This window comes from Limnohabitans sp. TEGF003, from assembly GCF_055395455.1.
Genome location: NZ_AP029225.1, coordinates 483,295 through 509,143, shown reverse-complemented (window position 1 = coordinate 509,143; position 25,849 = coordinate 483,295). Strand labels below are relative to the sequence as shown.

The following is a 25,849-nucleotide window of genomic DNA, read 5'->3' as shown; positions in this document are numbered from 1 at the left end:
GGGCTCGACCCCACAAAGGGATGACACGCCGGGTTTCTTTGGAAGGCTGCCCCTGCAGCCGAATGTCTGAACCCGGACAAGGCACCCGGACTTAAAACGTCCCGGCGTAAGACCCACCATCGGCCAGCACGTTCTGGCCCGTCATGTAAGCCGCATGCTGGCTGCACAGAAAGGCGCAGATCGCACCAAACTCCTGCGGGTTGCCATAACGGCCCGCCGGGATTTGCGCTTGCTGGATCGCACGCAGCTCTTCCACCGTCTTGCCCACCTTTTGCGCCATGGCGGGCAGGGTCGAGCGGATGCGGTCGGTGTCGAATTTACCGGGCAGCAGGTTGTTGATGGTGACGCCTTTGGCGGCGATGGCGCTGCGTGAAGCCCCGGCCACAAAACCCGTGAGGCCACTGCGGGCACCGTTGGACAGGCCCAACACGTCGATGGGCGCTTTGACGGCGCTGGAGGTGATGTTCACGATGCGGCCAAAACCACGGGCAGCCATGCGGTCCACCGTGGCTTTGATGAGTTCGATGGGCGTGAGCATGTTGGCATCGATCGCCTTGATCCAGGCCTCGCGATTCCAGTCGCGGAAGTCGCCGGGAGGCGGGCCACCTGCGTTGGTGACCACGATGTCATAGTCCTTGCCGGGGCCGCCGGGCACATTCCAGATGGCTTCGCGGCCAGCTTCGGTGGTGATGTCCACCGCCACGCCGATCAGCTGAACCTTGCCGCCTGTTTCGGCACGCAAGTCGTCCACGGCCTTGTTCAGCACCTCGGCGCCGCGTGCCACCATGACCACATTCACGCCTTCCAGCGCCAAGGCCCGTGCACAACCCCAGCCCAAGCCTTTGCTTGCGCCACCGACCAAAGCCCATTTGCCTGCGATGCCCAAATCCATGTCAATCTCCAAAAAAGTTGATGTTGTGCGGCCCACGGCCTCATGACGGTACACGGCCAGCAGGCCGCGTGACCCAAAACACACCGCTCAAGACCAGCAAGGTCCCGGCAATGATCCAGATGTTAAAGGGTTCGTCCAGCAACCACACGCCCATCAACAAGGTGGACATGGGGCCGATCATGCCGGTTTGCGCGGTGAGCCCCGGCCCGATGCGTTCGATCGCCATCATGACCAGAAGTACCGGCAGCACCGTGCAGGCGATGGCGTTCAACAAAGACAGCCACAGCACCTGTTCGGGCACCTGGGCACTGGCCATCGGCTTGAGCAGCGCAAACTGCAGAATGCAGAAAAAACAGGCCACGGTGGTGGCCAGCCCGGCCAGGCGCAAGGCCCCCAGGCGCTGCACCATCTGCCCGCTGTAGGTCAGGTAGGTGGCATAGGTGATGGCACTGAGCAGCACCAAAAACGCCCCCAGCGCGGCATGCGTTCCGGCCAGACTGACTTCATGACCAAACACCAACAACACCCCGGCATAGCTGATGGCCATGGCCACGCCTTGGCGGTGTGTGATGCGCTTCTTGAACAGCACCCAACCCAGCACCAGGACCAAGGTGGGGTTGAGGTAAAGGATCAAGCGCTCGAGCGAGGCGCTGATGTACTCGAGCCCCCAGAAGTCCAGAAAGCTCGACAGGTAATAACCACAAAAGCCCAAACCCACCACGCCCAGCCAGTCGCGCCGGGTCAAGGCCGCTTTGCCACGCCCGGCCCACCAGGCCATGAGCACAAACCAGGGCAATGCAAACAGCATGCGGTACATGACCAAGGTCACCGCATCCACACCATGGCGGTAAGCCAGCTTGACGATGATGGCCTTGCCGCTGAATGCGATGGAGCCAGCCATCGCCAGCAAAAGTCCTGTGCTCAGTTGCGGCGCTGGGCTCACCGCCATCAAAAGCCCACCGCCTGCCCATCGCGGCGCGGATCGCTGGCCACCTGATAGCCCTGCACGGCCGGGTCACCCATGCGCCAGATGAACTGGCCTGCACCAAAGTCCTGGTAGGAGTCGTTGATGATGTCGAGCTGGTGGCCACGGGCGATCAGCTCCTGCACGGTGGCGCCATTCATCGCCGCTTCGACGTTGATGTTCAGGCCCGTGTTGAAGCGCCAGCGCGGTGCGTCGCAAGCCGCTTGCGGGTTCTGCCCGTAGTCGAGCATGCGCACCAGGGTTTGCATGTGCCCTTGCGGCTGCATGTTGCCGCCCATCACGCCATAGCTCATCACAGGCTGACCGTCTTTGGTGAGGAAAGCCGGGATGATGGTCTGGAAGGGGCGCTTGCCGGGCAACACCAAATTGGCAGGGTTTTGGCCCTTCAAATCGGTGCTGAAACCGTGACCCCGGTTTTGCAGGCTGATGCCGTAAGTCGGCTCGACCACGCCCGAACCAAAGCCCATGTAGTTGCTCTGGATGAAGCTGATCATCATGCCGTTTTCGTCGGCGGCCGTGAGGTAAATCGTGCCGCCCTTGACCGGGTTGCCCGCCTTGAAGTCTTGCGCCTTTTTCATGTCGATCAGCTTGGCGCGGCTGGCCAGATAGGCCGGGTCCAGCATTTGCTCGGGCGGCAGCTCCATGAAGCGCGGGTCGGCCACGTAGCGGTACACGTCGGCAAAAGCCAGCTTCATGGCTTCGATCTGAAGGTGTTGCGAGTCGGCGCTGTCCACCTTGTGACTGGCCAAATCGAAATTGGACAGGATACCCAGTGCGATCAGCGCGGCAATGCCTTGGCCGTTGGGCGGGATCTCGTGCAAGGTGTAGCCCCGGTAGTCTTGCGCCATGGGCTTGACCCACTCGGGCTTGAAGTCGGCCAGGTCTTTGGCCGTGATGCTGCCGCCGTTGTCTTTGGCAAAACGCTCAATGGCTTCGGCGATCTCACCGCCATAAAGCGCCTGGCCTTTGGTGGCGGCAATGGCCTTGAGGCCCCGCGCCGCGTTCTTGAACTGGAACAACTCGCCCACTTGCGGCGCACGGCCCCAAGGCAAAAAGCTTTGCGCAAAGCCGGGCTGCGACTGCAGCTCGGGTGTGGCCGCAGCCCACTTTTGCTGCACCACCACGGGAATCAAATAACCGCGCTCGGCCACTTCGATGGCGGGCTCCAGCAGGTCGGCAAAAGGCAGTTTGCCAAAGCGCTCACTCAAAGCCACCCACCCGGCCACCGCGCCGGGCACGGTGACCGAGTCAAAGCCACGCTTGGGCGGTGTTTTGGTCTCGGCGCCGTATTTGCGGTGAAAGTATTCGGGCGTCCAGGTCGCAGGCGCGGGGCCGGAGGAATTCAGGCCGTGCAGCTCTTGGCCGTCCCAGAGAATGGCAAACGCGTCCGAACCCAAGCCGCAGCTCACGGGCTCGGTCAGGGTGATCACGGCGGCAGCGGCGATGGCGGCATCGACCGCGTTGCCGCCCTTGAGCATCATGCGCAAGCCTGCTTGCGCGGCCAGCGGGTGCGAGGTGGAGACCACATTGCGCGCAAACAGCGGCAAGCGGGTGCTGGTGTAGGGGAACTGGTAGTCGAAGTTCATGTCATTCCAAAGTGATCTTGCGTTCGGTGATGATCTTTTTCCACTTGGCCGACTCCTTGGCCAGCATGGCGGTGAACTGTGCAGGTGTGCCACCCACGGCCTCAATGCCCAGGCGTTGCAGCTTGTCGATGACTTCCGGGTCCTGCAGTACTTGGTTGGCCGCCGTGTTCACACGGCTCACCACTTCGGGTGGCAAGCCTTTGGGGCCAAACAAACCAAACCAGGTGTTGGACTCGTAACCCGGCAGGACATCGGCAATAGGGGGGACGCCAGGCGCCAAAGCGGTGGGTTTGAGGGTGGTCACACCCAAGGCACGCAAACGGCCATCGCGGACATGCGGCAGCCCGGTGGGCAAGCTGTCAAACAGCACATCGACCTTGCCACTGACCAGATCGGGAATGGCCAAGGCTGTGCCCTTGTAGGGGATGTGCACGACAAACAGATCGGCCTGCGCCTTGAACAGCTCCGCCGACAACTGCACGATGGTGCCGTTGCCGCTCGATGCGTAGTTCAAACGGCCGGGGTTCTTTTTGGCGTAGTCGATCCACTCCTTGACCGTTTTGGCCGGAGAGCTGTTGGGCACCAGCATGATGCTGGGCGCATTGCCCACCTGGCTGATGGGGGTGAAATCCTTGACCGCGTCGTAGGGCATGCGCGGGTTCAAATTGGGGCCGATCGAGTGGGTGCTGGAGGTGGACAGCAGCAAGGTGTAGCCATCGGGGCTGGCCTTGGCCGCCAGGTCGGAGCCCAGTGTGCCGCCAGCACCCGGGCGGTTTTCCACCACCAGGGAAGCGCCCATTTTTTCGCTCAGTTTTTGGGACAGCGTGCGGGCAAACAAATCGGTGGCCCCGCCCGCCGGGAAGGGCACGATCAAACGCACAGGTTTGGTCGGGTAATTCTGGGCTTGCGCACCGCCCCAAACCAGCAGGACAAGCGCTGAAGCGCACAGGCTGCGGAGCCAATTTCTTTTTTCCATGGGAACACTCCTCCAAGGGACCAATTTGCCAAATATTGAACAGACCATTTTGGCAGACGCCGTACGCCAGCGCTGCGCCCAAGTGACAAGACCACGCAGCCTGAACACGAATTGCAGCCACCAAAAACAACGGCCTCCGAAGAGGCCGTTGACTGCGGTCAGGTCCAAGCCATCAGTCTTCGACGAAAGCCTCTTCGCGTTTGGACTTGATGGACGGCAGCGTCACGATGATCAGCAGCAACAAAGCCGCCGCCAGCAAACTTGCCGACAAGGGACGCGTGACGAACACGCTCCAGTCGCCACGCGACAAGAGCATGGCACGGCGCAGGTTTTCTTCCATCATCGGGCCCAGAATGAAGCCCAACAGCAAAGGCGCGGGCTCCATGCCGAGTTTGATGAAGGTGTAGCCCACCACACCGAACATGGCCACCATCCAGATGTCCCAGGTGTTGTTGTTGGTCGAGTACACCCCGATCGCGCAGAACAGCACGATGGCCGGGAACAACCAGCGGTAAGGCACCGTCAGCAGCTTGATCCAGATGCCGATCAGCGGCAGGTTCAGGATGATCAGCATCGCGTTGCCGATCCACATCGAGGCGATCAGACCCCAGAACAGCTCGGGGTTGCTGGTCATCACCTGAGGGCCAGGCTGGATGTTGTGGATGGTCATCGCACCCACCATCAAGGCCATCACGGCGTTGGGCGGGATGCCCAAGGTCAGCAAGGGGATGAAGGAGGTTTGCGAAGCCGAGTTGTTGGCCGACTCGGGCGAGGCCACGCCACGGATGTTGCCCTGACCAAAAGGCACTTCGCCGGGGCGAAGTTTGGTTTTCTTCTCGATGGTGTAGGCCGCAAAAGCTGCCAACAAGGCACCACCACCGGGCAGGATACCCAGGGCCGAACCCAAGGCGGTACCACGCAACACGGCAGGTACCATGTTCTTGAAGTCTTCGGCGTTGGGCATCAGGCCCGTCACTTTGGCGGTGAAGACTTCGCGGTCTTCCTCAGGCTTGGACAGGTTGGAGATGATCTCGCCGTAACCGAACACGCCCATCGCGATGGTGATGAAGCCCACACCATCGGTCAGCTCAGGAATGTCGAAGCTGAAACGGGCCACACCCGAGTTCACGTCGGTACCGATCAGACCCATCAACAGGCCGAGCACGATCATGCCCACGGCCTTGATCAGGGAACCCGAAGCCAGCACCACGGCACCGATCAGGCCCAAGACCATCAGCGAAAAATATTCGGCAGGGCCGAACTTGAAGGCCACTTCGGTCAGGGGGCCAGCGAAGGCCGCCAAAATCAAGGTGCCCACGCAACCGGCAAAGAAAGAACCCAGACCCGCCGCTGCCAAAGCAGGACCGGCACGGCCTTTGCGGGCCATCTGGTAGCCGTCGATCATGGTCACGACCGAGGAAGCTTCACCCGGCAGGTTCACCAAAATCGCGGTGGTCGAACCACCGTATTGGGCGCCGTAGTAAATACCGGCCAACATGATCAGCGCAGCCACGGGGGGCAGCGCGTAGGTGGCAGGCAGCAGCATGGCAATGGTCGCCACAGGGCCCACACCGGGCAAAACGCCGATCAGGGTGCCCAGCAGACAGCCGATGAAGGCGTAAATCAGGTTTTGAAAGGTGAAAGCCACCCCAAAACCGAGGGCGAGGTTGTCAAACAGTTCCATGAATTATTTCTCCTCAACCGGTGATGAATGTGGGCCAGACGGGGAACTGCAACTTCAGCAGCAGCACGAAAGCGCCGTAACTGCCGGCCGACAGGACCGCGGCCAGGATCAGAACTTCTTTGAGATTGAAGGTGTCACCCGCCAGGCTCACCACCATGGTGGTGCCAAAAATCGCGACGATCAGGCCCATGGCTGGCACACCGATGCTGGGCAGACCGCCCAGCAAAATGCCGAACAAGACGTTGCCAGCGATGATGAAGAACAAGGGCTTCCAGGCCCAGGAGCCGATCTTGTCCCCGTCCTGTGTTTCTACCGTCAAGGCTTTGAACATGACGAAGGCCCCGATGAGGGCCAGCATGATGCCCAAGAGCAAAGGAAAGTAGCCAGGCCCCATGCGGGCACCTGTGCCCACGGTGTAGTTGGTGGCACCGTAGGCAAAAGCCGAGCCTGCAACGGTGTAGAACAGGCCGGAAAAAAAGTCTTTTTGACTCTTGATGTTCACGAGATATCTCCTCTGATTTGAGTTGGGGGTGATTCTCCGCGAACAAGCGCCCAGGCTGGATGTGGGTTACACCTATGCAGGCAGACCTTGGGACTCATGGTTTACCCTTAATTTTTCACCCCTCCGCACCCCAAGCGGGCGGGCATGCACTCATTTGGTGAGGGGTTTGAACACCTTGAGCCATTTGCTGGCAGGCAGGCCCCATTTTTCTTCGATCGCGCTGGCAGCCTCCAGCAGCGCGTCGCGCGAAGGTCGGCTGGCGGTGCGCTGCGCCAGCACGATGGCGTTGCCCTCACGCGTGGGCTTGAAAATCCAGACCGCGTCTTCGCCAAAGGCAGCGCAAATTTTCTCCACACTCTCGGCGTAACTCGACGAGCGCCCAAACAGGTTCACCGTCATGCAGCCTTGCGGGGCGAGCAGTTCGCGGCAATGGCGGTAAAAGTCGGGCGTGTCCAGCACCGGGGCTGCGGCCTCTTCGTCGTACAGGTCCACCTGCAGCGCATCCACGGTGCCGCGCCATTCGTCTTTCTGGATTTCCAGCGATGCGTCGGCCAGCACCACGCGCAGGCGTTCGTCGTCGGGGGGCAAACGGAACCAGCCCCGGCAAGCGTGCAGCACGCCGGGGTTGAGCTCCACGGCGGTGCAGGTCATCTTGAGTTTTTTGTAGCAAAACTTGGTGATGGTGCCCGCCCCCAAGCCCAGCTGCATGGCATGTGCGCCCTTGACTTCATCGTGAGGGAAAAACAGCAACCAGCCGAACATGCGCTGCACATATTCGAGCTCAATGTCGAAGGGCCGGTCCAGAAACATCGAGCCCTGAATCCACTCGGTGCCCAAGTGCAGATAGCGAATGTCGCCATCTTCGGAGAAATTGACTTCGGGCAGTTCAAGGCTGGAGACAGAGGATTTTTTTCGGGTCATGGGGTCAGCACCGCCCGCCAGGCGGTGAGTTTTTGTTCAAAGGTCCAGGACGCATTTGCAGGACTGGTCGATGGTAGGCGATGCAACGAAACACGCCCGGTCAGACCGGCTTGCGCCAGACAGGCCTCAACCGCTTTGGCGTGGCGGAAACTCTCGCCGCCGTTGTGGGCGATGGTGCTCAAGTGCGGGCAGCGCTGCAGCAGCGCCGGAAAGTCGTTCAGCTGCGCGTGGCGGATGGCGCTGTCCAAGCTGCCTTCGCGCTCACACTCGGCGTACACATCCCACACCCCCACGCCCTGGGCCAGCAGGCACTGACAGCGGCGGGCGTAGTCCCGGTCTGCAGGCCAGGGCGCATCGGGCCACAGCGCCTGCACGATGCGCCAGAAATGGTTTTGCGGGTGGGCGTAATACTGCTGCAACTGCAAAGACTTGACGCTGGGGAAACTGCCCAGCACCAGCACACGCGTGCCCGGCCCCACCAAGGGCGGCAAACCCTGCAAACGGGGGCTGGCCGATGACGCGGTTGGCGCAGAGCTGCTCATGCGGCCGCCAGTTGGGGCAAGGCCCGCTGCGCGTTGGCGCAGGTGGCAACTGCCAGATCGGCCAGGCTCAGTCCCCGCAACCCGGCCAGCACCTGCGCGATGCGCGGCAGCTCGGCCGGGCTGTTGCGCCCCTGCGGCACACCCAGCGCCCGCTGCTTGGCGGTCTGGTAGAGCCACTGCGGCGGGATGTCCGGCGCGTCGGTCTCCAGCACCAGCGAACTCAGGGGCAATTCGCTGGCCAAGCGGCGCAATTGCAAAGAGCGCTCGTAGGTCAGCGTGCCGCCAAAGCCCAGCACAAACCCCAGGTCCACAAAAGCCTCGGCCTGTTGGGTGCTGCCATTGAAGGCGTGCGCGATGCCGGAGACCACAGGGCACTGGCGCAAGCCTTTGAGCAGCAAATCGGCCGAGCGCCGCACATGCAGGATGACGGGCAGGCCGTGCTTGTGGGCCAGCTTGAGTTGCGCGGTGTAAAAAAACCATTGCCGCTCGCGCATGGGGGGCGTGCACAGCTCGGGCACAAAAAAGTCCAGCCCGATCTCGCCCACGGCCACCAGGCGCGGGTCATCACGCCGCTCGGTCAATGCGCGGTCCAGCGCCAACACATCGGCTTCTTGCGCTTGCGGCACATACAAAGGGTGGATGCCCAAGGCGTAAGCGTCGCCATGCCGCTCGGCCCATTGCGCCACCTGGGGCCAGTGCGCGGCGTGCACCGCCGGGATCACACAACGCATCACGCCTGCTTGGCGGGCGGCCTCGCGCACCGCATCGCGGTCGGCGTCAAACTCGGCCGCGTCCAGGTGGCAGTGCGTGTCGATCCACATCCTGTCAAACAGGCGCTTGCAACACGCCCTTGACCAGATGCAGCTGGCGGTCGCAACGCGCCGCCAGGGCCTGGTCGTGTGTGACCACCACAAAAGCGGTGCCGCGCTCGCGGGCCAGTTGCAGCATCAGCGCAAACACGCCGTCGGCCGTTTCGCGGTCCAGGTTGCCCGTGGGCTCGTCGGCCAGCACACAGGCCGGGTCGTTGACCAAGGCGCGGGCCAGGGCCACACGCTGGCGCTCGCCACCCGACAACTCCGAGGGGCGGTGGTGCAGGCGCTCACCCAAGCCCACGCGCTGCAACCAGCCCGTGGCCACGGCAGCGGCTTCGGCGCGGTCCTGCCTGCGAATCCACAGCGGCATGGCCACGTTGTCCAGGGCACTGAATTCGGGCAGCAAATGGTGAAACTGGTAGACAAAGCCCAGGTAGCGGTTGCGCCACTGGCCTTGCTCGGCCGCGCTCAGGGCCGACAGCAACTGGCCCTTCAATTGCACCGAACCTTGGGTGGGGGCATCGAGGCCACCGAGCAAATGCAGCAAGGTGCTTTTGCCCGAGCCCGAAGCGCCCACGATGGCCAGCGTCTCGCCCGCGTGCACGGCCAGGTCCACGCCTTGCAGCACCGTCACATCCAGCCGCCCTTCGGAAAAGCGCTTGGTCAGGCCCTGGGCCTGCAGCACCACGGGGTTTTGCATCTCATTCATAGCGCAGCGCCTCCGCCGGGTTGACCTGGCTGGCACGCCAGCTGGGGTAGAGCGTGGCCACAAAAGCCAGGACCAAAGAAATGATGGCCACGGGCAGGATGTCGCTGGCCAAGGGCTCGCTGGGCATGCGGCTGATCAGGTAAATGTCGCGCGGCAAAAAGCTGGCGTTGAACAGTTTTTCCAGCGCAGGCACGATCACATCGATGTTGAAGGCCACCAGCAAGCCCAACAACAAACCACTCATGGTGCCGATCACGCCCACCGTCGCCCCTTGCACCACAAAAATGCCCATGATGCTGCGCGGGCTGGCCCCCAGCGTGCGCAAGATCGCGATGTCGGCGCGTTTGTCCGTGACCGTCATCACCAGCGTGCTGACCAGGTTAAAAGCCGCCACCGCCACGATGAGCGTGAGGATGATGAACATCATGCGTTTTTCGACCTGCACGGCGGCGAACCAGGTCTTGTTCTGCTGCGTCCAGTCGCGCACAAAAAATTGCGGCCCCAAGTCCAGCTGCAGGTCGCGCGCGACCTCGCGCGCCTGGTGCAGGTCGCGCAACTTCAGGCGCACGCCGCTCGGGCCTTCCAGCCGGAACATGCGGGCAGCATCCTCAACGTGCATGAGTGCCAGCGCCGAGTCGTATTCGTAGTGGCCCGACGAGAAGGTGCCGACCACGCCCATCTGCTTCATGCGTGGCACCACGCCTGCGGGCGTCACCTGGCCAGAGGGTGACACCAGGGTCACCGGGTCGCCGTTTTGCAAACCCAGGTTGTTGGCCAGATCGCGGCCCAGCACCAGACTGAACGCGCCCGGCTGCAGGCGCTGCAGCACCCCGGCTTGGGTGTCGTTCGACAGGTCACTGACCTCGGGCTCCAGCGCCGGGTCGATGCCGCGCACCAGCACGCCCTTCATGTCCTCGCCCCGCGCCAGCAAGGCCTGCGCGGTGATGAAGGGGGCCGCGCCCAGCACCTGCGGGTGCGCCTTCAAGCGGGTCAGCAAGGCGGGCAAATCGGCCACAGCAGCGCCATCGGCGGCATAAACCTCGATGTGCGAGACCACACCCAACATGCGGTCGCGCACCTCTTTTTGAAAACCGTTCATCACGCTCAGCACAATGATGAGCGCCGCCACCCCCAAGCCAATGCCCATCATGGACACCCCCGAGATGAAGGAGATGAAGCCGTTGCGCCGGGTGGCCCGGCCTGCGCGGGTGTAGCGCCAGCCCAGCACCAGCTCGTAGGGGATGTTCTTGAAAAAAGCCATAAGCCACTATTGTGCAATGCCCGCCCCACAAGCCCCCACCGGGGGGCCGTGAAATGTGAACGGCCAGCCACCATTGAGGACAATGGCCCGATGAAAACCCCTCCCAAATCCGCCGTCGCGCGCTTTTTTGCCCAAGAGTCCGCCCCAGGCATCGTCCTGGCCCTGGCTGCCTTGGCGGCTTTGCTGGTCAGCAATTCGCCCTGGGGGGCCTGGTACCAGTTTTTTCTGAGCATCCCCGGCCAGGTGCTCATTGGCGATCAGGCCCTGGTGCTGTCCAAGCCTCTGGTTGTGTGGGTCAATGACCTTTGGATGGCGGTCTTCTTCTTTTTGGTGGGGCTGGAAATCAAACGGGAGTTCCTGGAGGGCGAGCTCTCAGGGCCAGGCCAGCTGTTGCTGCCCGCTGTGGCGGCACTGGGGGGCATGCTCATGCCCGCATTGATTTACACCGCCATCAATTGGGGGGACAGCACAGCCTTGCGCGGCTGGGCCATACCGGCGGCCACCGACATTGCGTTTGCTTTGGGCATCGTCGCCTTGCTGGGCTCGCGGGTGCCTGTGTCGCTCAAGGTGTTTCTGACCGCTGTGGCCATCATCGATGACCTGGGCGCGATCGTTGTCATTGCGCTGTTCTACACCGCCAACTTGTCCTGGCCCATGCTGGCGGGCGCATTGTTGTCGGGTGCAGTGCTCTTCGTGCTGAACCGCCTGCGCATCACCCGGGTCGATGTTTACATCGTGGTGGGCCTGTTGATGTGGGTGTGCGTGCTCAAGTCCGGAGTCCACGCCACGCTGGCCGGGGTCATCACGGCGCTGGCCATCCCCATGCGCGATGCGCGTGGCCAGTCACCTCTGGCCAGCATCGAACACGGCCTGCACCCCTGGGTGGCCTATGGGGTCTTGCCAATGTTTGCCTTCACCAATGCGGGTGTGGTGCTGGACGGGGTCAGCTTCAGCACCTTGATGTCACCTGTGCCACTGGGCATCGGCCTGGGTCTGGTCGCGGGCAAAGCCATCGGGGTCTTTGGCGCGGCAATCCTGATGGTCCGCAGCGGCCTGGCCCAAGCGCCTGCCCATGCGTCAACCCTGCAACTGTTGGGTGTGAGCATGTTGTGCGGCATCGGTTTCACCATGAGCTTGTTCATTGGCGGCCTGGCTTTTGCCGGGCTCGGCCCGCAGTTTGAATTCCAGCTCAAACTGGGGGTGCTGGGTGGCTCGCTCGTGGCAGGTGTGTTGGGCACTTGGCTGTTGCGCACCCACCACCGCTCGCACGCCCGATGACCTCAACAGACAAAAACCGGCATGGTGTTTCCACTTAAAAAGTCGCAGCGGTGACGATTTTCAGCACGGCTCCGGTCTGAAATGCCAAAGGCCCCATGAGACATCGGGCCCCACTGCACCACCAAGGAGACCCCTGTGATCACACGCCTGATGCCCCTGAGCGCCCTGGCCGCTGCCGCCCTGCTCAGCGCCTGCCAAACCGCCCCAGTCCAAACCGCTGTCCCACCGACCTCACCCGAAGTGGTGGGCGAATTCCGCAAAGGCTCGGGTTACCTGAACGGCTACATCGACCGCAAGGAGCTGCCCGACAGCCTGGCCCTGGTGCCGCCCCCACCCGCCCCTGGCTCGGCCCGCCAGGCGGCCGATCTGCAACTGCACCAGCAAACCCGGGCCCTGCGCGACACGCCACGCTGGACCTACGCTTTCAAGGACGTGAACCTGAAGTTCCCCGAAGCCGCTGGGGTGTTCTCATGTGCCCTGGACATGCCCATCTCGCAAGAGGCCACGCCCCACCTGAACATGCTGCTGCGCCGCAGTCTGGTGGACGCGGGCTTTGCGACTTACAAAGCCAAGGACCACTACAACCGCATGCGTCCTTTTGCCGAGCTGGGTGAAACCACCTGCGCCCCCAAGGAAGAAGCCCACTTGTCCAAAGACGGCTCCTACCCTTCAGGCCACGCGGCGCTGGGCTGGGCCTGGGGCCTGATCCTGGCGGGCCTGGCCCCGGACAAGGCCAATGCCTTGCTGCAACGCGGCCACGCCTTTGGCGACAGCCGCATGGTGTGCGGCGTGCACTGGCAAAGTGACCTGGAAGCCGGTCGCGTGGTGGGCGCTGCCGCCGTGGCCCGCCTGCAGGCCGACCCGGTGTTTCAGGCCCAAGCCCAGCTGGCCAAGGCCGAGATTGCGCAGGCCCGGGCCAAAGGCCTGAAGTCAGACCGCCAGGATTGCGCGGCCGAAGCTGCGGCCCTCAAGCGCTGACAAACCAAGGCCTGTAGTTTTCACAGCTCGATGGCTCCAGCCCTGACCAGTGCTGTTGCCAAGACTGTTCAGCGGCTGGCCTTGTCCAGCGCCTGGTCGATGTCCCACAGGATGTCGTCCAGGTTCTCCAGACCCACCGAAATGCGCACCATGTCGGGTGGCACGCCTGCGGCCAGTTGCTGGGCTTCATCGAGCTGTCGGTGCGTGGTGCTGGCCGGGTGGCTGATCAGGGTGCGGGTGTCGCCGATGTTGACCAGGTGGCTCATGAACTGGGCCGACTCGATGAACTTCACGCCTTGCGCCAGACCGCCCTTCACGCCGAACGACAACAGGCCCGAAGCGCCGCGCATCTGCCGCTGCATCAGGGCGTGCTGTGGGTGGTCACTCAGGCCGGGGTAGTTGACCCAGGCCACGCGCGGGTCGGCCTGTAAAAATTTCGCCACACCCAAAGCGTTGTCGCAGTGCTTGCTCATGCGCAGCGGCAGGGTCTCAACACCCTGCAGGATTTGCCAGGCGCTCATGGGGCTGAGCGATGCGCCAAACACGCGCAGGCTTTCCATGCGGCAGCGCATGGTGAAACCGAAGTCGCCAAAGGTCTCGTAAAACTTCACACCGTGGTAGCCCTGTGAGGGCTCGGTCATGCCGGGGAACTTGCCATTGTCCCAGGGAAATTTGCCGCCCTCTACCACCACGCCGCCCAAGGTGGTGCCGTGGCCCGCCAGGTATTTGGTGGCCGAATGCACCACGATGTCGGCGCCCAGCGCCAGCGGGTTGCACAGCAGCGGGCTGGGCACGGTGTTGTCGATGATGAGCGGCACGCCGTGCGCATGGGCCACCTCGGCCACGGCGGCAATGTCCAGCACCACCATGCTCGGGTTGCCCAGACTCTCGGCATACACCGCCCGGGTGTTGGGACGCATGGCAGCGGCAAAGGCCTCGGGCTTTGTGGCGTCCACAAAGGTGGTCTCGATGCCGAACTTGGCCAGGCTGGTGGCCAACAGGGTCACCGAGCCGCCGTACAAGGCCCCGGCCGCCACCACATGGTCACCCGATTGCAAGATGGTCATCAGCGCCATGGTTTCGGCCGCCATGCCCGAGGCACTGGCCACCGCCGCACGCCCGCCTTCGAGCGCGGCCACACGCTCTTCGAGCACCGCCACCGTGGGGTTGCTCAGGCGCGAATACACATTGCCAAAGGTTTGCAGGTTAAAGAGCGATGCGGCATGCTCGGCGCTGTCAAACACAAAGCTGCTGGTCTGGTAGATCGGCAAGGCGCGTGCGCCTGTGGCCGCATCGGGGATTTGCCCGGCGTGGATGGCCAGGGTTTCGGGGTGGAATTGGCGGTCGGTCATGGTGTTCGGTCTGAAAAGTTGGCTTGAATGGTTAGGCGCCCACCCCCGTGGGCGATGGCTGGCCTCACACCAGCCGCCGCGCCGAGATGATGCCGGTGTTCACGCCCACCCAGTTCAGGCCGCCAAACAGCCGGGCGTGCTCGATCTTGACGCAGCGGTTGGTCACTGAATCCATGCCCGCCTGCCGGGCCAGGGCGTCGGCCTGCGCGTTGGCCACGCCCAGTTGCTGCCAAAGACACTTGGCCCCGATCTGCACCGCCTGCTCGGCAATCGGCAGCACGTCGTCGCTGCGGCGAAACACATCGACCATGTCCACCTTGAAGGGGATATCGCCCAGGCTGGCGTAACAGGTCTCGCCCAGCACGGGCGTGCCCGCATAGCGGGGGTTCACGGGCACGATCTTGAAGCCGTGCGACTGCATGTACTTGGCCGCAAAGTAACTGGGCCGATGCCATTCGGCCGACAGGCCCACCACCGCGATGGTGGGGCAACTTTTGAGGATGCGCCGCAGCGCGTGCAAATCGTTGTGCATCAGGTGCTTCTTTCTCGAAAATCAATACCGCGCTTGGCCGCAGCGTTTCATTTGCCGTGAGGCCCAGGTGGCCATCAGCGACAGCACGCCGCACACGGCCATCACGCCCAGGTAGTGCCCACTGAAATCAAAGGCCGCCCCAGCCAGCACAGGGCCCAGCAAATTACCCAGGGCCGCGCCGCTGTAGAGCGTGCCCACCACACTGGCCACCGAACGGCCACCAAAATAATCCATGCAAATGGCGGGCAAGAGCGACACGATGGAGCCATAGCTCAGGCCAAACCACAGCGCAAACACCAGCAGCAGGGCCTGCCCGCCCGCCGCGCCCCACAGCAGATACGACGCGCCCATGGACAGCTGCATCAGCACCAGCGTTTGCGCCCGGCCCAGCCGGTCGGCCACCACACCGATGGCAAAGCGCCCGACCAGGCTGCCCACACCAATCAAGCCCACCAGACCCACGGCAAAGGCTTCGCCCAGACCCAGATCGCGCGCCGAGGCGGACACATGGGCAAAGGGAATGAACATCACCGGCGAGGCCAGCACCGTGGCCAGGTAGAGCCAGCGGAAGGTAGGGCTGCGCAAGGTCTCGCGCAAAGTCAGTCCGGAGGCCGAGCCTCCCGCATTGGGCGCACCGCCAGCGGCCTGTGTCGCAGGAGCGCGGCGCAGCAAACCCGCCGCCAACAAGCCCAGCACCAACACCGTCAAGGCCAGCAGTTGCATGGCCTCGCGCCAGGGCATGGGGCCAATCGCCATGGCCACCAGCACCGGCACCAGCAAAGTGCCCGCGCCCACGCCCGAGCTGGCAATGCCCCCGGCCAAGCCGCGCCGGGTGGTGAACCAGGGCTGCACGCTGGCAATCGACGGCGTGTACACCAGCGCAATGCCCAGGCCCACCAGCAAGCCGTAGCTGACATACACCGCCAGCAAGGACGAGGCCCAGCTGGTGGCCAGCAGACCCAGTGCAATCAAGGCCATGCCCGCCGAGCACACGATGCGTGGCCCGAAGCGGTCGGCCAGCATGCCGCCACCCGCACCCAGCACAAAGTAAACAAAGCCCGACAGGCCAAAGATCCAGGACACATCGGCCCGCTGCGCCGAGAACTCGGCCGCAAACGACTCAAAAAATGCCGCAAACGAATACGACACCCCAAAGATCAGCGCCAGGCAAGCAAAAGTGGCCCAAACCACCACCCAGGCATAGGGGGTCTCTTTCATGCGGTCTCCGTACTTTTCAAAGGTGTTGGCCATTGTGCCTTCAAGAGATCGGCCGGTCTGTCCATAATGGCTCACCCCAACGCTGGAGCGCGCAGCCATGACACAGGACCCTCGCCCCCCGCACGAATCCAAAAGCCTGGAAGACGTGGTGCTCAAATTCATCGAAAAGCACAACCGCCCGATCTGGGCCGCCATTTTCGCCATCGCTTTGGCCGTGGTCTACGGCATGAACGTCCACTGAAGCCACCCCAGGTTTGGGGGCCTGCGACAATCCCACCCCATGCACCTGATCATTCCTTATGCGGCCAGCCAGGCCTTCACCGGCCCCGAGGTCTGGGCCGGTTTGCAGTTGCCCAAGCTGCAAACCCTGCTGGGCCAACTGCAGCGCCAGCAGGTGTTGCAAGACCGCCGCCCCACCCCCTGGCACCTGCCGCACGAACGCCTGCAAGCCCAAGCCCTGGGCTGGTCACCGGATGCCGACACCTTGCCCTGGGCCGCTTGGCACCAGGCGCAGCAAGGCACGCACAGCACCGCCCCCCAAGCCTGGATGACGCCCTGCCATTGGCAAATCGGCATGGACGAGGTGGTCATGGCCGACCCGGCGCATTTGCACCTGTCTGACGATGAATCGCAGCAACTGCTGCAAGCCATGCAACCGTTCTTGCAGGAAGACGGCCTGCACGTCACCTGGCACAGCGCCTTGCTCTGGCATGTCCAAGGGGCGCTGCTGGCCGACGTGCCCACCGCCTCGCTGGACCGGGTGATTGGTCAGAACGTGAAGCCCTGGATGCCAGATCATCCGACAGCCCGCCCCTTGCAGCGCCTGCAAAGCGAGATGCAAATGCTGCTCTACAACCATCCGGTCAACGATGCCCGAGAAGCCAAGCGGCAGTACACCGTGAACGCCTTCTGGCTGCACGGCGCGGGCATGCTGCCCGAGCACACAGCCGCCGCTGGACAGGCCGTGACTTTGTCGCACGCCTTGCGCAGCAGTGCTTTGCATGGCGACGTGCAGGCTTGGCAGCAAGCCTGGCAGCAACTCGATGCCACGGCCGTGGCCGACCTGTTGCAACACGTCAAGGCCACGAGCCAAGGCACGCTCAGCCTGTGCAGTGAGCACACAGCCCACACATACACCGCTGCACCTGCCGCTTGGTACCAGCGCACCACTCGCACATTAACCCGGCTGTTCAACAAACCCTCTCCTGCAGCGGCACTCCAAGCCCTCATCACCTCCTGAACATCCCTGAATCGCCCCATGAATTTGCTCACCCGAGATGTGCCCCCCCGCAGCGCCTGGGCGCTGGAACAAGCGGGCATCCACCCCCTGCTGGCCCGCCTGTACGCCGCCCGTGGCGTGCAGTCCAAAGACGAACTCGACGACGCGCTGAACCTGTTGCTGCCCCCGGCGGGCATGCTGGGCACCACGGAAGCGGCCAAGCTGCTGGCCGACGCCATCGCGCAAAACAAGCGCCTGTGCATCGTGGCCGATTACGACTGCGACGGCGCGACCGCCTGCGCCGTGGGCGTACGTGGCCTGCGCATGCTGGGGGCGCGCAACGTGAGCTATCTGGTGCCCGACCGCGTGGTCGACGGCTACGGCCTGACCCCACCCATTGCCGAGCGTGTGCACGCGCAAGGCGCGGATGTGCTGATCACCGTGGACAACGGCATCGCCAGCGTGGCGGGCGTGCAGGCGGCGCAAGCGCTGGGCCTGCAGGTGCTGGTGACCGACCACCATTTGCCCGGCAGCGAACTGCCCAGCGCCGAAGTCATCGTCAACCCCAACCAGCCCGGTTGCGGCTTTGCCAGCAAGTCCATCGCAGGCGTGGGCGTGATGTTTTACGTGCTGCTGGCCCTGCGGGCCGAGCTGCGCCAGCGCGGCGTGTTTGATGCAACCGAGCCAGCGCCGGGCCGCCCCAAGCTGGCGAGCACCCCCTCGGGGGGCAGCGAACCACACGAAGTGGGGAGCGTGGGGGCACGTCCTCAGCCGCGCCTCGACGCCCTGCTGCCCTTGGTGGCTTTGGGCACCGTGGCCGACGTGGTCAAGCTCGACGCCAACAACCGTCGCCTGGTGGCGCAAGGCCTGCGCCGCGTGCGTGCGGGTGCCCTGCCCCCAGGCATGGCCGCGCTCATGCGGGCGGCCAGCCGCGAAACCGCCAGGGCCACGACCTTTGACTTTGGCTTTGCCCTGGGGCCGCGCATCAACGCGGCAGGCCGCTTGGCCGACATGACACTCGGCATCGAGTGCCTGCTGACCGACGACGCAGGCCGGGCCGACGAGCTGGCCAAGCAGCTGGACGCGATCAACCGCGAACGCCGCGTGATCGAGGGCGACATGCGTGAGATGGCGATGGAAATGGCCGAGTCGCTGTTTGACGAAGGTGACGAGCCGCCGCCTGCCATTTGTGTGTTCGACCCGGATTTTCACGAAGGCGTGGTGGGCATCGTGGCCTCGCGCATCAAGGACAAACTGCACCGCCCCACTTTTGTGTTCGCGGCCAGCAGCGCCCCGGGCAAGGAGCACGAACTCAAGGGGTCAGGCCGCTCGATCGCTGGCTTTCATTTGCGCGATGCGCTCGACCTGGTGGCCAAACGCGCCCCGGGCGTGCTGCTGCGCTTTGGCGGCCACGCCATGGCGGCAGGCTGCACGATTGCCGAAGAGCATCTGGATGTCTTTGAGGAAACGCTGAACCAGGTGGCCATGGAATGGCTGGACGCGGCCACGCTGCAGCGCCGCCTGGAAACCGATGGCCCGCTGCCCGCCGAGTACCGCCGGGTGGACCTGGTGGACATGCTGCACCACGAGGTCTGGGGCCAGGGCTTTGCACCGCCCGTGTTTTGCGAAGAGATCGAGGTGGTGTCGCAGCGCCTGGTGGGCGAAAAACACCTGTCCCTCAAAATGAAGCACCAAGGCCAGCCGGTCGACGGCATCTGGTTTGGCCGGACTGAGCCTTTGCCTGCGCGGGTGAAATTGGCTTACCGACTGGACGCCGACGAGTGGCAGGGCCAAAAGCGGGTGCGCTTTTTGGTCGAAGGCGCGGAGCTTTGACGGGTTATCGCTGAGGCTTTTTGTGGGAGGCTGCCCCTGCGGCCGAATGAACGTCTGAGCTGGGGACACCCTTCGCGAGCAGGGGCTCGCTCCCACAAAAGGCCGACTTGCCCGGTGCAAGCAGCTTTCAGTGCTTGGTCGCGACCTTGCTCTGCAAGGCATTGAGCACAGGTGCAGACACCAAGCCCGACACATCACCGCCGAGCTTGGCGATCTCGCGCACCAGGGTGCTGCTGATGTGCTGCACACCCGCGCTGGTGTGCAAAAACACGGTGTCCAACTCGGGGGCCAGGTGGCGGTTCATGCCCGACATTTGCGTTTCGTAGTCGTAGTCGGTCACCGAGCGCAGGCCGCGCACGATGACTTGGGCGTTTTGCGCGCGTACAAATTCCACAATCAGACCGTCAAAGGGCAGCGCCTTCACGTTGGGGCAATCGGCCAAAGCGGCTTGCGCCAAGGCCACACGCTCGTCCAGGCTGAACAGGGTTTTTTTGTGGTGCGCCACCGCCACCGCAATGATGACCCGGTCAAACATTTTCGCGGCGCGTCGGATCGCGTCTTCGTGCCCCAGCGTGAGCGGATCAAACGTGCCCGAATACACGGCGGTCACAAGGGTGTTGGCAGAGCGGCTCATGGGGGGTCCTTGAAAGGCGGGAGCGGGCTTGAAGGGTTTCGCCCGTCAATTATGCGGTTCGTTGCAGCAAATGGGCGTTGACAGCGCCTGCTTTGAGGTGGCGTTCACATTGAAGGCCAAAGGCACCCAAGGCCTCAGCGGTCCAGGCCACAGGCGCTTCCAGATAAATCCACCCACCCACGGGCACGGCCTTGGCTGCAGCGATGAGGGCGGGCTCAAACCAGGGTCCGTCAAAAGGCGGATCCAGAAACACCAGGTCCACACTGGCCGCGGGCAAACGGCCCAAGGCGGTCACGGCGTCACCGCGCTGCACGCTGACCATGCTGGCTTTGAGGCGAGTGGCGTTGTCCTGCAAGTCGCGCACCAGTACAGCATCTTGCTCGACCATCAGCACATGGGCTGCGCCACGAGAGGCGGCTTCGAGACCCAACACGCCTGTGCCTGCAAACGCATCCACACAGCGCCAACCGCTCAAGTCCTGGCCCAGCCAGTTGAACAAGGTTTCACGCACACGGTCGGGTGTGGGACGCAGACCGGGTTTGTCGATCACCTTCAGCCGGGTGCGGCGCCATTGCCCGCCGATGATGCGGATTTCGTGCGAAGGCGGGCCTTTGGGCGCACGGTGCTGAGGCTTTTTGGCGTCAGCTGGGCGGGAACTGCCGCTGGACGACTGGCGTGAAGAGGAGGGTGAAGCCATAGCCCGCAAGTGTAAAGGCCAGGACGACGAGCCGCCGGACCTGCGACCCCTGCTCAGGCTTGAGGCGCCGACAAAAAAAACCAGCGAACCGCTGGTTTTTTTCATCTGCGCTGGCCAGGCCAGAAGCCTGGCCATGGTGCTCACTTGGGCTGGGCGACTTTGGCGTCCACTTTGGCTTCCGCTTTCACCACCGACGCATCGGCTTTGGCTGCAACTTGGGCCGCTTTCTTGTCTGTTTTGGTGGCGGACTTTTTCTCGGCTTTTGCATCGGCTTTCAAAGCGGCCTTGGCATCTTTGGCTTCTGTTTTGGCCGTGGCCACTGCAGCAGCAGGGGCAGCCGCAGCTGCAGCGGGCGCAGCAGCAGGTGCTTGGGCGAATGCGCCAGCAGCAAAAAAACCGGCGACGAGGGTGGCGAGCAGCTTGTTCATTTGAAAGATCCTTGGTTCAGGTTGCAAGTCCAACACCTTGCTGGACTTGCCACTACAACGCGGGCCGACACGGCCTTGATGACCCACCGCACACTGCAGTTGTAACGCCATGTGTATGCCCGCCGTGCAAGCAGACACACCATCACCAAGTCTTGGGTTACACCGACATGACCTACATCAAATGATCGGCAAATCCAGCTTGGCCCGCAGGCCTCATCCCTCTACAGTGAATGTTCAACACCTGCCTGGATGCAAGACGCCATGACCACTGCCGACACAGAAGCCCCGATTTCACATTTTTCCAATTGCCACCTGGGCATCTTCGAACAACTGTCTCGCCTGCAGGATTTGCCGGCTTTGCTGGGCCCTGCGGCCCAAGCCCGAAAAATTGCCGAAGAAACCCTGGGCTTTTTCAGACAAGCCTTGTACAGCCACCACACCGAAGAAGAAAAGGACCTGTTCACGGCGGTTCGCCAAAGTGCCAATGCGGGCGCTGAGCGATTGCAGATCGAAGGCCTGATCGAGCAGTTGACGCACGACCACCGTGCTCTGGAGAAACTGTGGGAGTCGCTGGAGCCCGGTTTGCGCAAAGTGGCCAAAGGCCAGGACACCACGCTGGATGTGCTGGCGCTGCAGTCCCTGGTGCAGCGCTACCAGGCGCATGCCCAACTCGAAGAACAGGCGTTTTTACCTTTGGCCCAAACCATTCTGGGGCGCAATGAGAACCACATGGCGGCCCTGGGCCTGACCTTGCACATGCGGCATGTGCCGCATTTTGCGGCCCACATCTGAGCCCTCAAGGTGCCGAGGCACCGACCACCACCGTGACCATGCGCTCGGGCTGCAAGACCCGCGCCATGGCGCGGCGCACATCGCCCAGGCTCACCCGCTCGACTTGCTGGGTCCAGGTGTCCAGGTAAGTGAGCGGCAAACGGTTCCAGGCAATGTTGGCCACGTTGTCCAGCAGCTTGCGGTTGCTGTCGATGCGCAGCGCAAAGCCGCCCACCAGATTGGATTTGGCAGCCTGCAATTCGGCCTCGGTGGGGCCTTCGCGCACAAAGGTTTGCACCACCTCGTGTGCCACCGCGACCGCTTGCGCGGCTTGATCCGGGCGGGTTTGCAGGCCCACGGTGAAAGCCCCCGCATGCAAACCGGGTGAAAAGTAGCTGTACACGCTGTAGGACAAACCCCGCTTTTCGCGCACTTGCTCGGTCAGGCGCGACACAAAGCCCCCACCGCCCAGAATGTGGTTGCCCACCAGCAGGGCAAAGAAGTCGGGGTCGCTGCGTGGGTAGCCGGGCTGCCCGATCAGGACATGGGCCTGGGCCGAATCGAAGGGCACGGTCAGGCTTTGCGCCTGGGTCAAAGCCGCCACTTCGGGCACAGCGGGCAAGGGCCTGCACGCCGCCTTGTTGGGCCACAAGGCCAGCAAACGGGTGACCAGCGCATCGGTCTGCGCCCGGGTGAGTGCGCCCACCACGCTCACCGTTGCACGGCAGGTCTGCAGCGACTGGGCATGCAGCTTTTGCAAGTCCTGCACACCGATGCGTGACAGGGTCTCGGGGGTGGTGCGGTAACCGTAAGGGTGCGTGCCGTAGACGGCCGAGGCAAAGCGGTGCTGCACCAGCGTGGCCGGTTTGGTCAGCGACTCGCGGATGGCCGCGCTCATGCGCTCGCGGTCGCGCACCCACATGGCCTCGGGAAAGGCCGGATGCGCCATTTGCCGCGCCGCCAAGGCCACGGCTTTGCCCAGCAGGTCGGGGTAGCTCAGGCTGCGCAGGGCAAAGCTCATGCGGTCTGCACCCGCACTGCCGCCAAAGCTGGCGCCCAGGTCGGCCCAGGCTTCACCGATCTGGTTTTCATCCATGGCCTGCGCATACGGCCCCTGGCCCTGGGGATGGGCTCGCATGCCACTGGCCATTTGCCCGGCCATGACCGAGGCCAGCCCAGCTTGCGCAGCCGGATCACGGCGGCTGCCCGCATCCAGATCGATCTGCACATCGACCATGGGGATGGCGTGGCTCTCGACCAGGTACACGCGTGCACCGCTGGGCTGGGTCCAGTGCTGGATGGGCAAGGCTGCTTGCGCCCAGCAGGACGCGCCCCAGCAGGTCAGCGCCAAGGCAGACCGCAGCAAAGCCTTGGGGGTCTTGAACAGGGAGGGCATCGGGGACATGGGGTGAGGAACTTTCATGACTGGAACGCGGCTCAATGCCGGGCACCCGGCAAGGCAGGGCGTGTCCGGGGCTGGCCCGAGAGGGGTTGGGGCCGCAGGGTGGCAACGGTGAGGCTGTCATCGCCAAAGTATTTTTGCGCCACCGCCTGCACCTGGGCGGGGGTGACTTGCCGCAAACGCGCGATCAACTGCGCGCCGTAGTCGGGAGGCAGGCCCAGTGTCCAGGCCACGCCCAATTCCCGGGCCTGGTTGAACACCGAGTCGAGCTTGTAGATTTCACTGGCCACCCATTGGGTCTTGACGCGCTGCAACTCGGCCTCGGTCACGCCTTCTGTGGCCACGCGCTGCACCTGGGCACGCAAGGCCGCTTCCAGGGCTTCGGGGCTTTGGCCTTTGGCGGGCACGCCGTCCAGGTAAAAGAACTGAGGGCCGCGACCCATCAAGCCATTGTGCGCCCCCACACTGTCGGCCAGGCGGTTCTCGCCTTGCGTCAGGGCACGTTCCAGCCGGGCACCGCTGTAGCCATCGAGCACAGCGGCCAACACCGTCAAGGCCAGGGCATCGTCATGCTCGGGCGAGGCCGCGAGGCTCGCCAAGCGCGGCACCTTGAAGGCCAGCGCCACATACGACTGCTCGGCAGGCGCTTTGAATTCGAAACGGCGCAGGCCTTGCTGCGCGGGTTCATCCCGGGGTTTGCGCTCGGGCACGGCGCGGGTCGGGATGAGGCCATAGGTTTTCTCGGCCAAGGCTTTGACTTGCAGCGGGTCGACATCGCCCGCCACCACCACCGCGGCGTTGGCTGGCGTGTACCACTTGCGGTAGAAGTCGCGGGCATCCTGCGCCGTCATGGCTTCCAGATCGCTCATCCAGCCCACGATGGGGCGGCGGTAGGGCGAGGCGGTCAAAGCGGTCGCGGACAGCATTTCGTGCAGCTGGGCACGCGGGTTGTCCTCGGTGCGCAGGCGACGTTCTTCTTTCACCACTTCCAGTTCTTTGGCGAATTCGGCGTCGGGCCATTGGTTGTTGGCAAAGCGGTCGGCCTCCAGACGCATCACGGCTTCGAGCTGGTTCGACGGAATTTGCTGGAAGTAGCCGGTGTAGTCCTTGGACGTGAACGCGTTGTCACGCCCACCCAAAGCGGCCACCCGGCGAGAGAACTCGCCCACAGCCAGGGTGGGCGTGCCTTTGAACAGCATGTGCTCCAGCACATGGGCCACGCCACTCGTGCCGTCCACCTCGTCCATCGAGCCCGCACGCAGCCAGACCATGTGCACCGCAGTCGGCGCGCGCCGGTCGGGCTTGACCCACAACGCCATGCCGTTGGCCAGGGTGAAGGTGTGGGCCTGGGCCGCTGCAGCCTGGCCGGGCGCGGCATGGGCCTGCTGCAAGCCTTGTGGTGCCTGCGCCCAGGCGCTGCCGCTGCTGGCCAGACAGGCGGTGGCCAGCGAAAGTCCCAAGAGAAAGTTCGGTTTCATAGAATGCATGATCCTTGAAATCCACACCATGTTCAGTTTCTTCAAAAAAAAATCCCCGCCCACCGAGGTCCAATCGGCCGCTGCGCCTGTCGCGGCGGCGCCTGTTGCTGCCCCTGTCACGGCTGCTGAGCCCACGGCTTTGCCCACTGCTGCCCCGGCCGCTCGCCAGGGCTGGCTGGACCGCCTGAAGGCCGGTCTGCGCAAGACCGGCTCCAGCATCACCACCGTCTTCACCGGCACGCGCATCGACGACGAGCTCTACGAAGAGCTGGAAACCGCCTTGCTGATGGCCGATACCGGGGTCAAAGCGACCGAGCATTTGCTGCAAGACCTCAAGCGCCGCGTGAAAGACAGCAAGGCCACCGACCCTTCGCAGGTCAAAACCTTGCTGGCCGATGCCATCACCGACCTGCTGCAGCCCTTGCAAAAGCCGCTGGTCATTGGCGACCACCAGCCCACGGTGATCATGGTGGCGGGCGTCAACGGCGCGGGCAAAACCACCTCCATTGGCAAACTCACCAAACATTTGGCGGACGAAGGTCTGAGCGTGCTGCTGGCCGCCGCCGACACCTTCCGCGCCGCCGCCAAAGAGCAGCTGGCCGTTTGGGCCACCCGCAACACGGTGGAGATCGTCAGCCAACAAGGCGGTGACCCGGCCGCCGTGAGCTTTGACGCGGTGAGCGCTGGCCGCGCACGGGGGCGCGATGTGGTGCTGGTGGACACGGCCGGACGCCTGCCGACGCAGCTGCACCTGATGGAAGAGCTGAAAAAAATCAAGCGTGTGGTGCAAAAGGCCGACGGCACCGCCCCGCACGAGGTGCTGCTGGTGATCGATGGCAACACCGGACAAAACGCCCTGACCCAGGTCAAAGCCTTTGACGACACGCTGGGCCTGACGGGCCTGATCGTGACCAAGCTGGACGGCACCGCCAAGGGCGGGGTGCTGTGCGCCATTGCCCGCGAAAAGCCGATTCCGGTGTATTTCATTGGCGTGGGCGAGAAGCTGGAAGACCTGGAAACCTTCAACGCCCGGGAGTTTGCCCAAGCCCTGCTGAGCTGATCACCCCGGCCTGCGCCGTACCCCAGCGCACAGACTTGGCCATGCGTTGCCTGCAAAATCAGGGAAAACCCGAGGACTGTTGGCACCCCGAGGCCGTCC

26 protein-coding genes are annotated in these 25,849 nt (G+C 63.6%); 7 read left to right on the top strand and 19 right to left on the bottom strand.

The annotated features are described in order from the left end of the window. Nucleotides 1-91: 91 nt before the first annotated feature. The 11 genes from ACZ5RT_RS02575 to ACZ5RT_RS02525 form a co-directional block, all read right to left on the bottom strand. The gene (locus ACZ5RT_RS02575) at nucleotides 92-892 is read right to left on the bottom strand and encodes an SDR family oxidoreductase (protein ID WP_291924460.1); all 801 of its coding nucleotides are present in this window, start codon (nucleotides 890-892) and stop codon (nucleotides 92-94) included. Nucleotides 893-932: 40 nt separating this feature from the next. Beyond that, nucleotides 933-1,841 (bottom strand): DMT family transporter, encoded by a 909-nt coding sequence (locus ACZ5RT_RS02570; protein WP_291924462.1) that lies wholly within the window; start codon nucleotides 1,839-1,841, stop codon nucleotides 933-935. Beyond that, nucleotides 1,841-3,463 (bottom strand): gamma-glutamyltransferase family protein, encoded by a 1,623-nt coding sequence (locus ACZ5RT_RS02565; protein ID WP_464453414.1) that lies wholly within the window; start codon nucleotides 3,461-3,463, stop codon nucleotides 1,841-1,843. The genes ACZ5RT_RS02570 and ACZ5RT_RS02565 overlap by 1 nt, the downstream gene beginning before the upstream one ends. Before the next feature lies 1 nt (nucleotide 3,464). Continuing rightward, the gene (locus ACZ5RT_RS02560; protein WP_464453413.1) at nucleotides 3,465-4,439 is read right to left on the bottom strand and encodes a Bug family tripartite tricarboxylate transporter substrate binding protein; all 975 of its coding nucleotides are present in this window, start codon (nucleotides 4,437-4,439) and stop codon (nucleotides 3,465-3,467) included. Between the two features lie 172 nt (nucleotides 4,440-4,611). After that, nucleotides 4,612-6,123, bottom strand: coding sequence for a tripartite tricarboxylate transporter permease (locus tag ACZ5RT_RS02555; protein ID WP_464453412.1), 1,512 nt, complete (start codon nucleotides 6,121-6,123; stop codon nucleotides 4,612-4,614). Nucleotides 6,124-6,136: 13 nt separating this feature from the next. Then, a complete protein-coding gene (locus ACZ5RT_RS02550) occupies nucleotides 6,137-6,625 on the bottom strand; it encodes a tripartite tricarboxylate transporter TctB family protein (RefSeq protein ID WP_464453411.1) in 489 nt (162 codons plus the stop codon). Between the two features lie 150 nt (nucleotides 6,626-6,775). Then, entirely contained in the window at nucleotides 6,776-7,546 is a 771-nt protein-coding gene (locus ACZ5RT_RS02545) for a class I SAM-dependent methyltransferase (protein ID WP_464453410.1), read from the bottom strand. After that, a complete protein-coding gene (locus ACZ5RT_RS02540) occupies nucleotides 7,543-8,088 on the bottom strand; it encodes a DNA-deoxyinosine glycosylase (RefSeq protein WP_464453409.1) in 546 nt (181 codons plus the stop codon). Before ACZ5RT_RS02540 ends, ACZ5RT_RS02545 begins: the two co-directional genes overlap by 4 nt. Continuing rightward, a complete protein-coding gene (locus ACZ5RT_RS02535) occupies nucleotides 8,085-8,909 on the bottom strand; it encodes a TatD family hydrolase (RefSeq protein WP_464453408.1) in 825 nt (274 codons plus the stop codon). Before ACZ5RT_RS02535 ends, ACZ5RT_RS02540 begins: the two co-directional genes overlap by 4 nt. A 4-nt stretch (nucleotides 8,910-8,913) precedes the next feature. Continuing rightward, entirely contained in the window at nucleotides 8,914-9,609 is a 696-nt protein-coding gene (lolD, locus tag ACZ5RT_RS02530; protein WP_464453407.1) for a lipoprotein-releasing ABC transporter ATP-binding protein LolD, read from the bottom strand. Further along, a complete protein-coding gene (locus ACZ5RT_RS02525; RefSeq protein WP_464453406.1) occupies nucleotides 9,602-10,870 on the bottom strand; it encodes a lipoprotein-releasing ABC transporter permease subunit in 1,269 nt (422 codons plus the stop codon). Before ACZ5RT_RS02525 ends, lolD begins: the two co-directional genes overlap by 8 nt. Nucleotides 10,871-10,960: 90 nt before the next feature. On the opposite strand from ACZ5RT_RS02525, the gene nhaA reads away from it, so the two are divergent. Together nhaA and ACZ5RT_RS02515 are read left to right on the top strand one after the other, a co-directional pair. Beyond that, the gene (gene nhaA, locus ACZ5RT_RS02520) at nucleotides 10,961-12,148 is read left to right on the top strand and encodes a Na+/H+ antiporter NhaA (RefSeq protein WP_464453405.1); all 1,188 of its coding nucleotides are present in this window, start codon (nucleotides 10,961-10,963) and stop codon (nucleotides 12,146-12,148) included. A 135-nt stretch (nucleotides 12,149-12,283) separates the two neighbouring features. Further along, the gene (locus tag ACZ5RT_RS02515; protein WP_464453404.1) at nucleotides 12,284-13,126 is read left to right on the top strand and encodes an acid phosphatase; all 843 of its coding nucleotides are present in this window, start codon (nucleotides 12,284-12,286) and stop codon (nucleotides 13,124-13,126) included. 68 nt (nucleotides 13,127-13,194) lie between these two features. Here ACZ5RT_RS02515 and ACZ5RT_RS02510 read toward each other — a convergent pair whose 3' ends face one another. The 3 genes from ACZ5RT_RS02510 to ACZ5RT_RS02500 form a co-directional block, all read right to left on the bottom strand. After that, the gene (locus tag ACZ5RT_RS02510; protein ID WP_422169788.1) at nucleotides 13,195-14,478 is read right to left on the bottom strand and encodes an O-acetylhomoserine aminocarboxypropyltransferase/cysteine synthase family protein; all 1,284 of its coding nucleotides are present in this window, start codon (nucleotides 14,476-14,478) and stop codon (nucleotides 13,195-13,197) included. Nucleotides 14,479-14,542: 64 nt separating this feature from the next. Beyond that, nucleotides 14,543-15,010: a CoA-binding protein gene (locus ACZ5RT_RS02505; protein ID WP_464453403.1), complete on the bottom strand. Its 468-nt coding sequence runs from the start codon at nucleotides 15,008-15,010 to the stop codon at nucleotides 14,543-14,545. A gap of 21 nt (nucleotides 15,011-15,031) precedes the next feature. Next, nucleotides 15,032-16,228 (bottom strand): MFS transporter, encoded by a 1,197-nt coding sequence (locus ACZ5RT_RS02500; RefSeq protein WP_464453402.1) that lies wholly within the window; start codon nucleotides 16,226-16,228, stop codon nucleotides 15,032-15,034. A 97-nt stretch (nucleotides 16,229-16,325) separates the two neighbouring features. Between ACZ5RT_RS02500 and ACZ5RT_RS02495 the strand changes: the two genes are divergently transcribed. From ACZ5RT_RS02495 to recJ, 3 genes are read left to right on the top strand one after another with little or no spacing between them, the layout of a single operon-like run. Beyond that, complete coding sequence (locus ACZ5RT_RS02495; protein ID WP_416559300.1) at nucleotides 16,326-16,469, top strand: hypothetical protein; 144 nt, start codon at nucleotides 16,326-16,328, stop codon at nucleotides 16,467-16,469. A 39-nt stretch (nucleotides 16,470-16,508) separates the two neighbouring features. Further along, nucleotides 16,509-17,468 carry a hypothetical protein gene (locus ACZ5RT_RS02490; protein WP_464453401.1) on the top strand — a complete coding sequence of 320 codons (960 nt, stop codon included), beginning with the start codon at nucleotides 16,509-16,511 and terminating at the stop codon, nucleotides 17,466-17,468. Between the two features lie 18 nt (nucleotides 17,469-17,486). Next, nucleotides 17,487-19,280, top strand: coding sequence for a single-stranded-DNA-specific exonuclease RecJ (recJ, locus tag ACZ5RT_RS02485; protein ID WP_464453400.1), 1,794 nt, complete (start codon nucleotides 17,487-17,489; stop codon nucleotides 19,278-19,280). A gap of 127 nt (nucleotides 19,281-19,407) precedes the next feature. Here recJ and coaD read toward each other — a convergent pair whose 3' ends face one another. The 3 genes from coaD to ACZ5RT_RS02470 form a co-directional block, all read right to left on the bottom strand. Further along, the gene (coaD, locus tag ACZ5RT_RS02480) at nucleotides 19,408-19,914 is read right to left on the bottom strand and encodes a pantetheine-phosphate adenylyltransferase (protein ID WP_291924500.1); all 507 of its coding nucleotides are present in this window, start codon (nucleotides 19,912-19,914) and stop codon (nucleotides 19,408-19,410) included. 49 nt (nucleotides 19,915-19,963) lie between these two features. Next, nucleotides 19,964-20,611, bottom strand: a complete 648-nt coding sequence (gene rsmD, locus ACZ5RT_RS02475) for a 16S rRNA (guanine(966)-N(2))-methyltransferase RsmD (RefSeq protein ID WP_464453399.1) — start codon at nucleotides 20,609-20,611, stop codon at nucleotides 19,964-19,966. 140 nt (nucleotides 20,612-20,751) lie between these two features. After that, complete coding sequence (locus ACZ5RT_RS02470) at nucleotides 20,752-21,039, bottom strand: hypothetical protein (RefSeq protein WP_464453398.1); 288 nt, start codon at nucleotides 21,037-21,039, stop codon at nucleotides 20,752-20,754. Between the two features lie 261 nt (nucleotides 21,040-21,300). Here ACZ5RT_RS02470 and ACZ5RT_RS02465 point away from each other — a divergent pair, with 261 nt between their 5' ends. Continuing rightward, nucleotides 21,301-21,831 carry a hemerythrin domain-containing protein gene (locus ACZ5RT_RS02465; protein WP_291924506.1) on the top strand — a complete coding sequence of 177 codons (531 nt, stop codon included), beginning with the start codon at nucleotides 21,301-21,303 and terminating at the stop codon, nucleotides 21,829-21,831. A 4-nt stretch (nucleotides 21,832-21,835) separates the two neighbouring features. Here ACZ5RT_RS02465 and ACZ5RT_RS02460 read toward each other — a convergent pair whose 3' ends face one another. Next, nucleotides 21,836-23,206 (bottom strand): M16 family metallopeptidase, encoded by a 1,371-nt coding sequence (locus ACZ5RT_RS02460; protein WP_464454181.1) that lies wholly within the window; start codon nucleotides 23,204-23,206, stop codon nucleotides 21,836-21,838. A gap of 41 nt (nucleotides 23,207-23,247) precedes the next feature. Continuing rightward, nucleotides 23,248-24,690: a M16 family metallopeptidase gene (locus tag ACZ5RT_RS02455; RefSeq protein WP_464453397.1), complete on the bottom strand. Its 1,443-nt coding sequence runs from the start codon at nucleotides 24,688-24,690 to the stop codon at nucleotides 23,248-23,250. Nucleotides 24,691-24,718: 28 nt separating this feature from the next. On the opposite strand from ACZ5RT_RS02455, the gene ftsY reads away from it, so the two are divergent. Beyond that, nucleotides 24,719-25,750 carry a signal recognition particle-docking protein FtsY gene (ftsY, locus tag ACZ5RT_RS02450; protein WP_464453396.1) on the top strand — a complete coding sequence of 344 codons (1,032 nt, stop codon included), beginning with the start codon at nucleotides 24,719-24,721 and terminating at the stop codon, nucleotides 25,748-25,750. The last annotated feature ends 99 nt before the right edge of the window (nucleotides 25,751-25,849 follow it).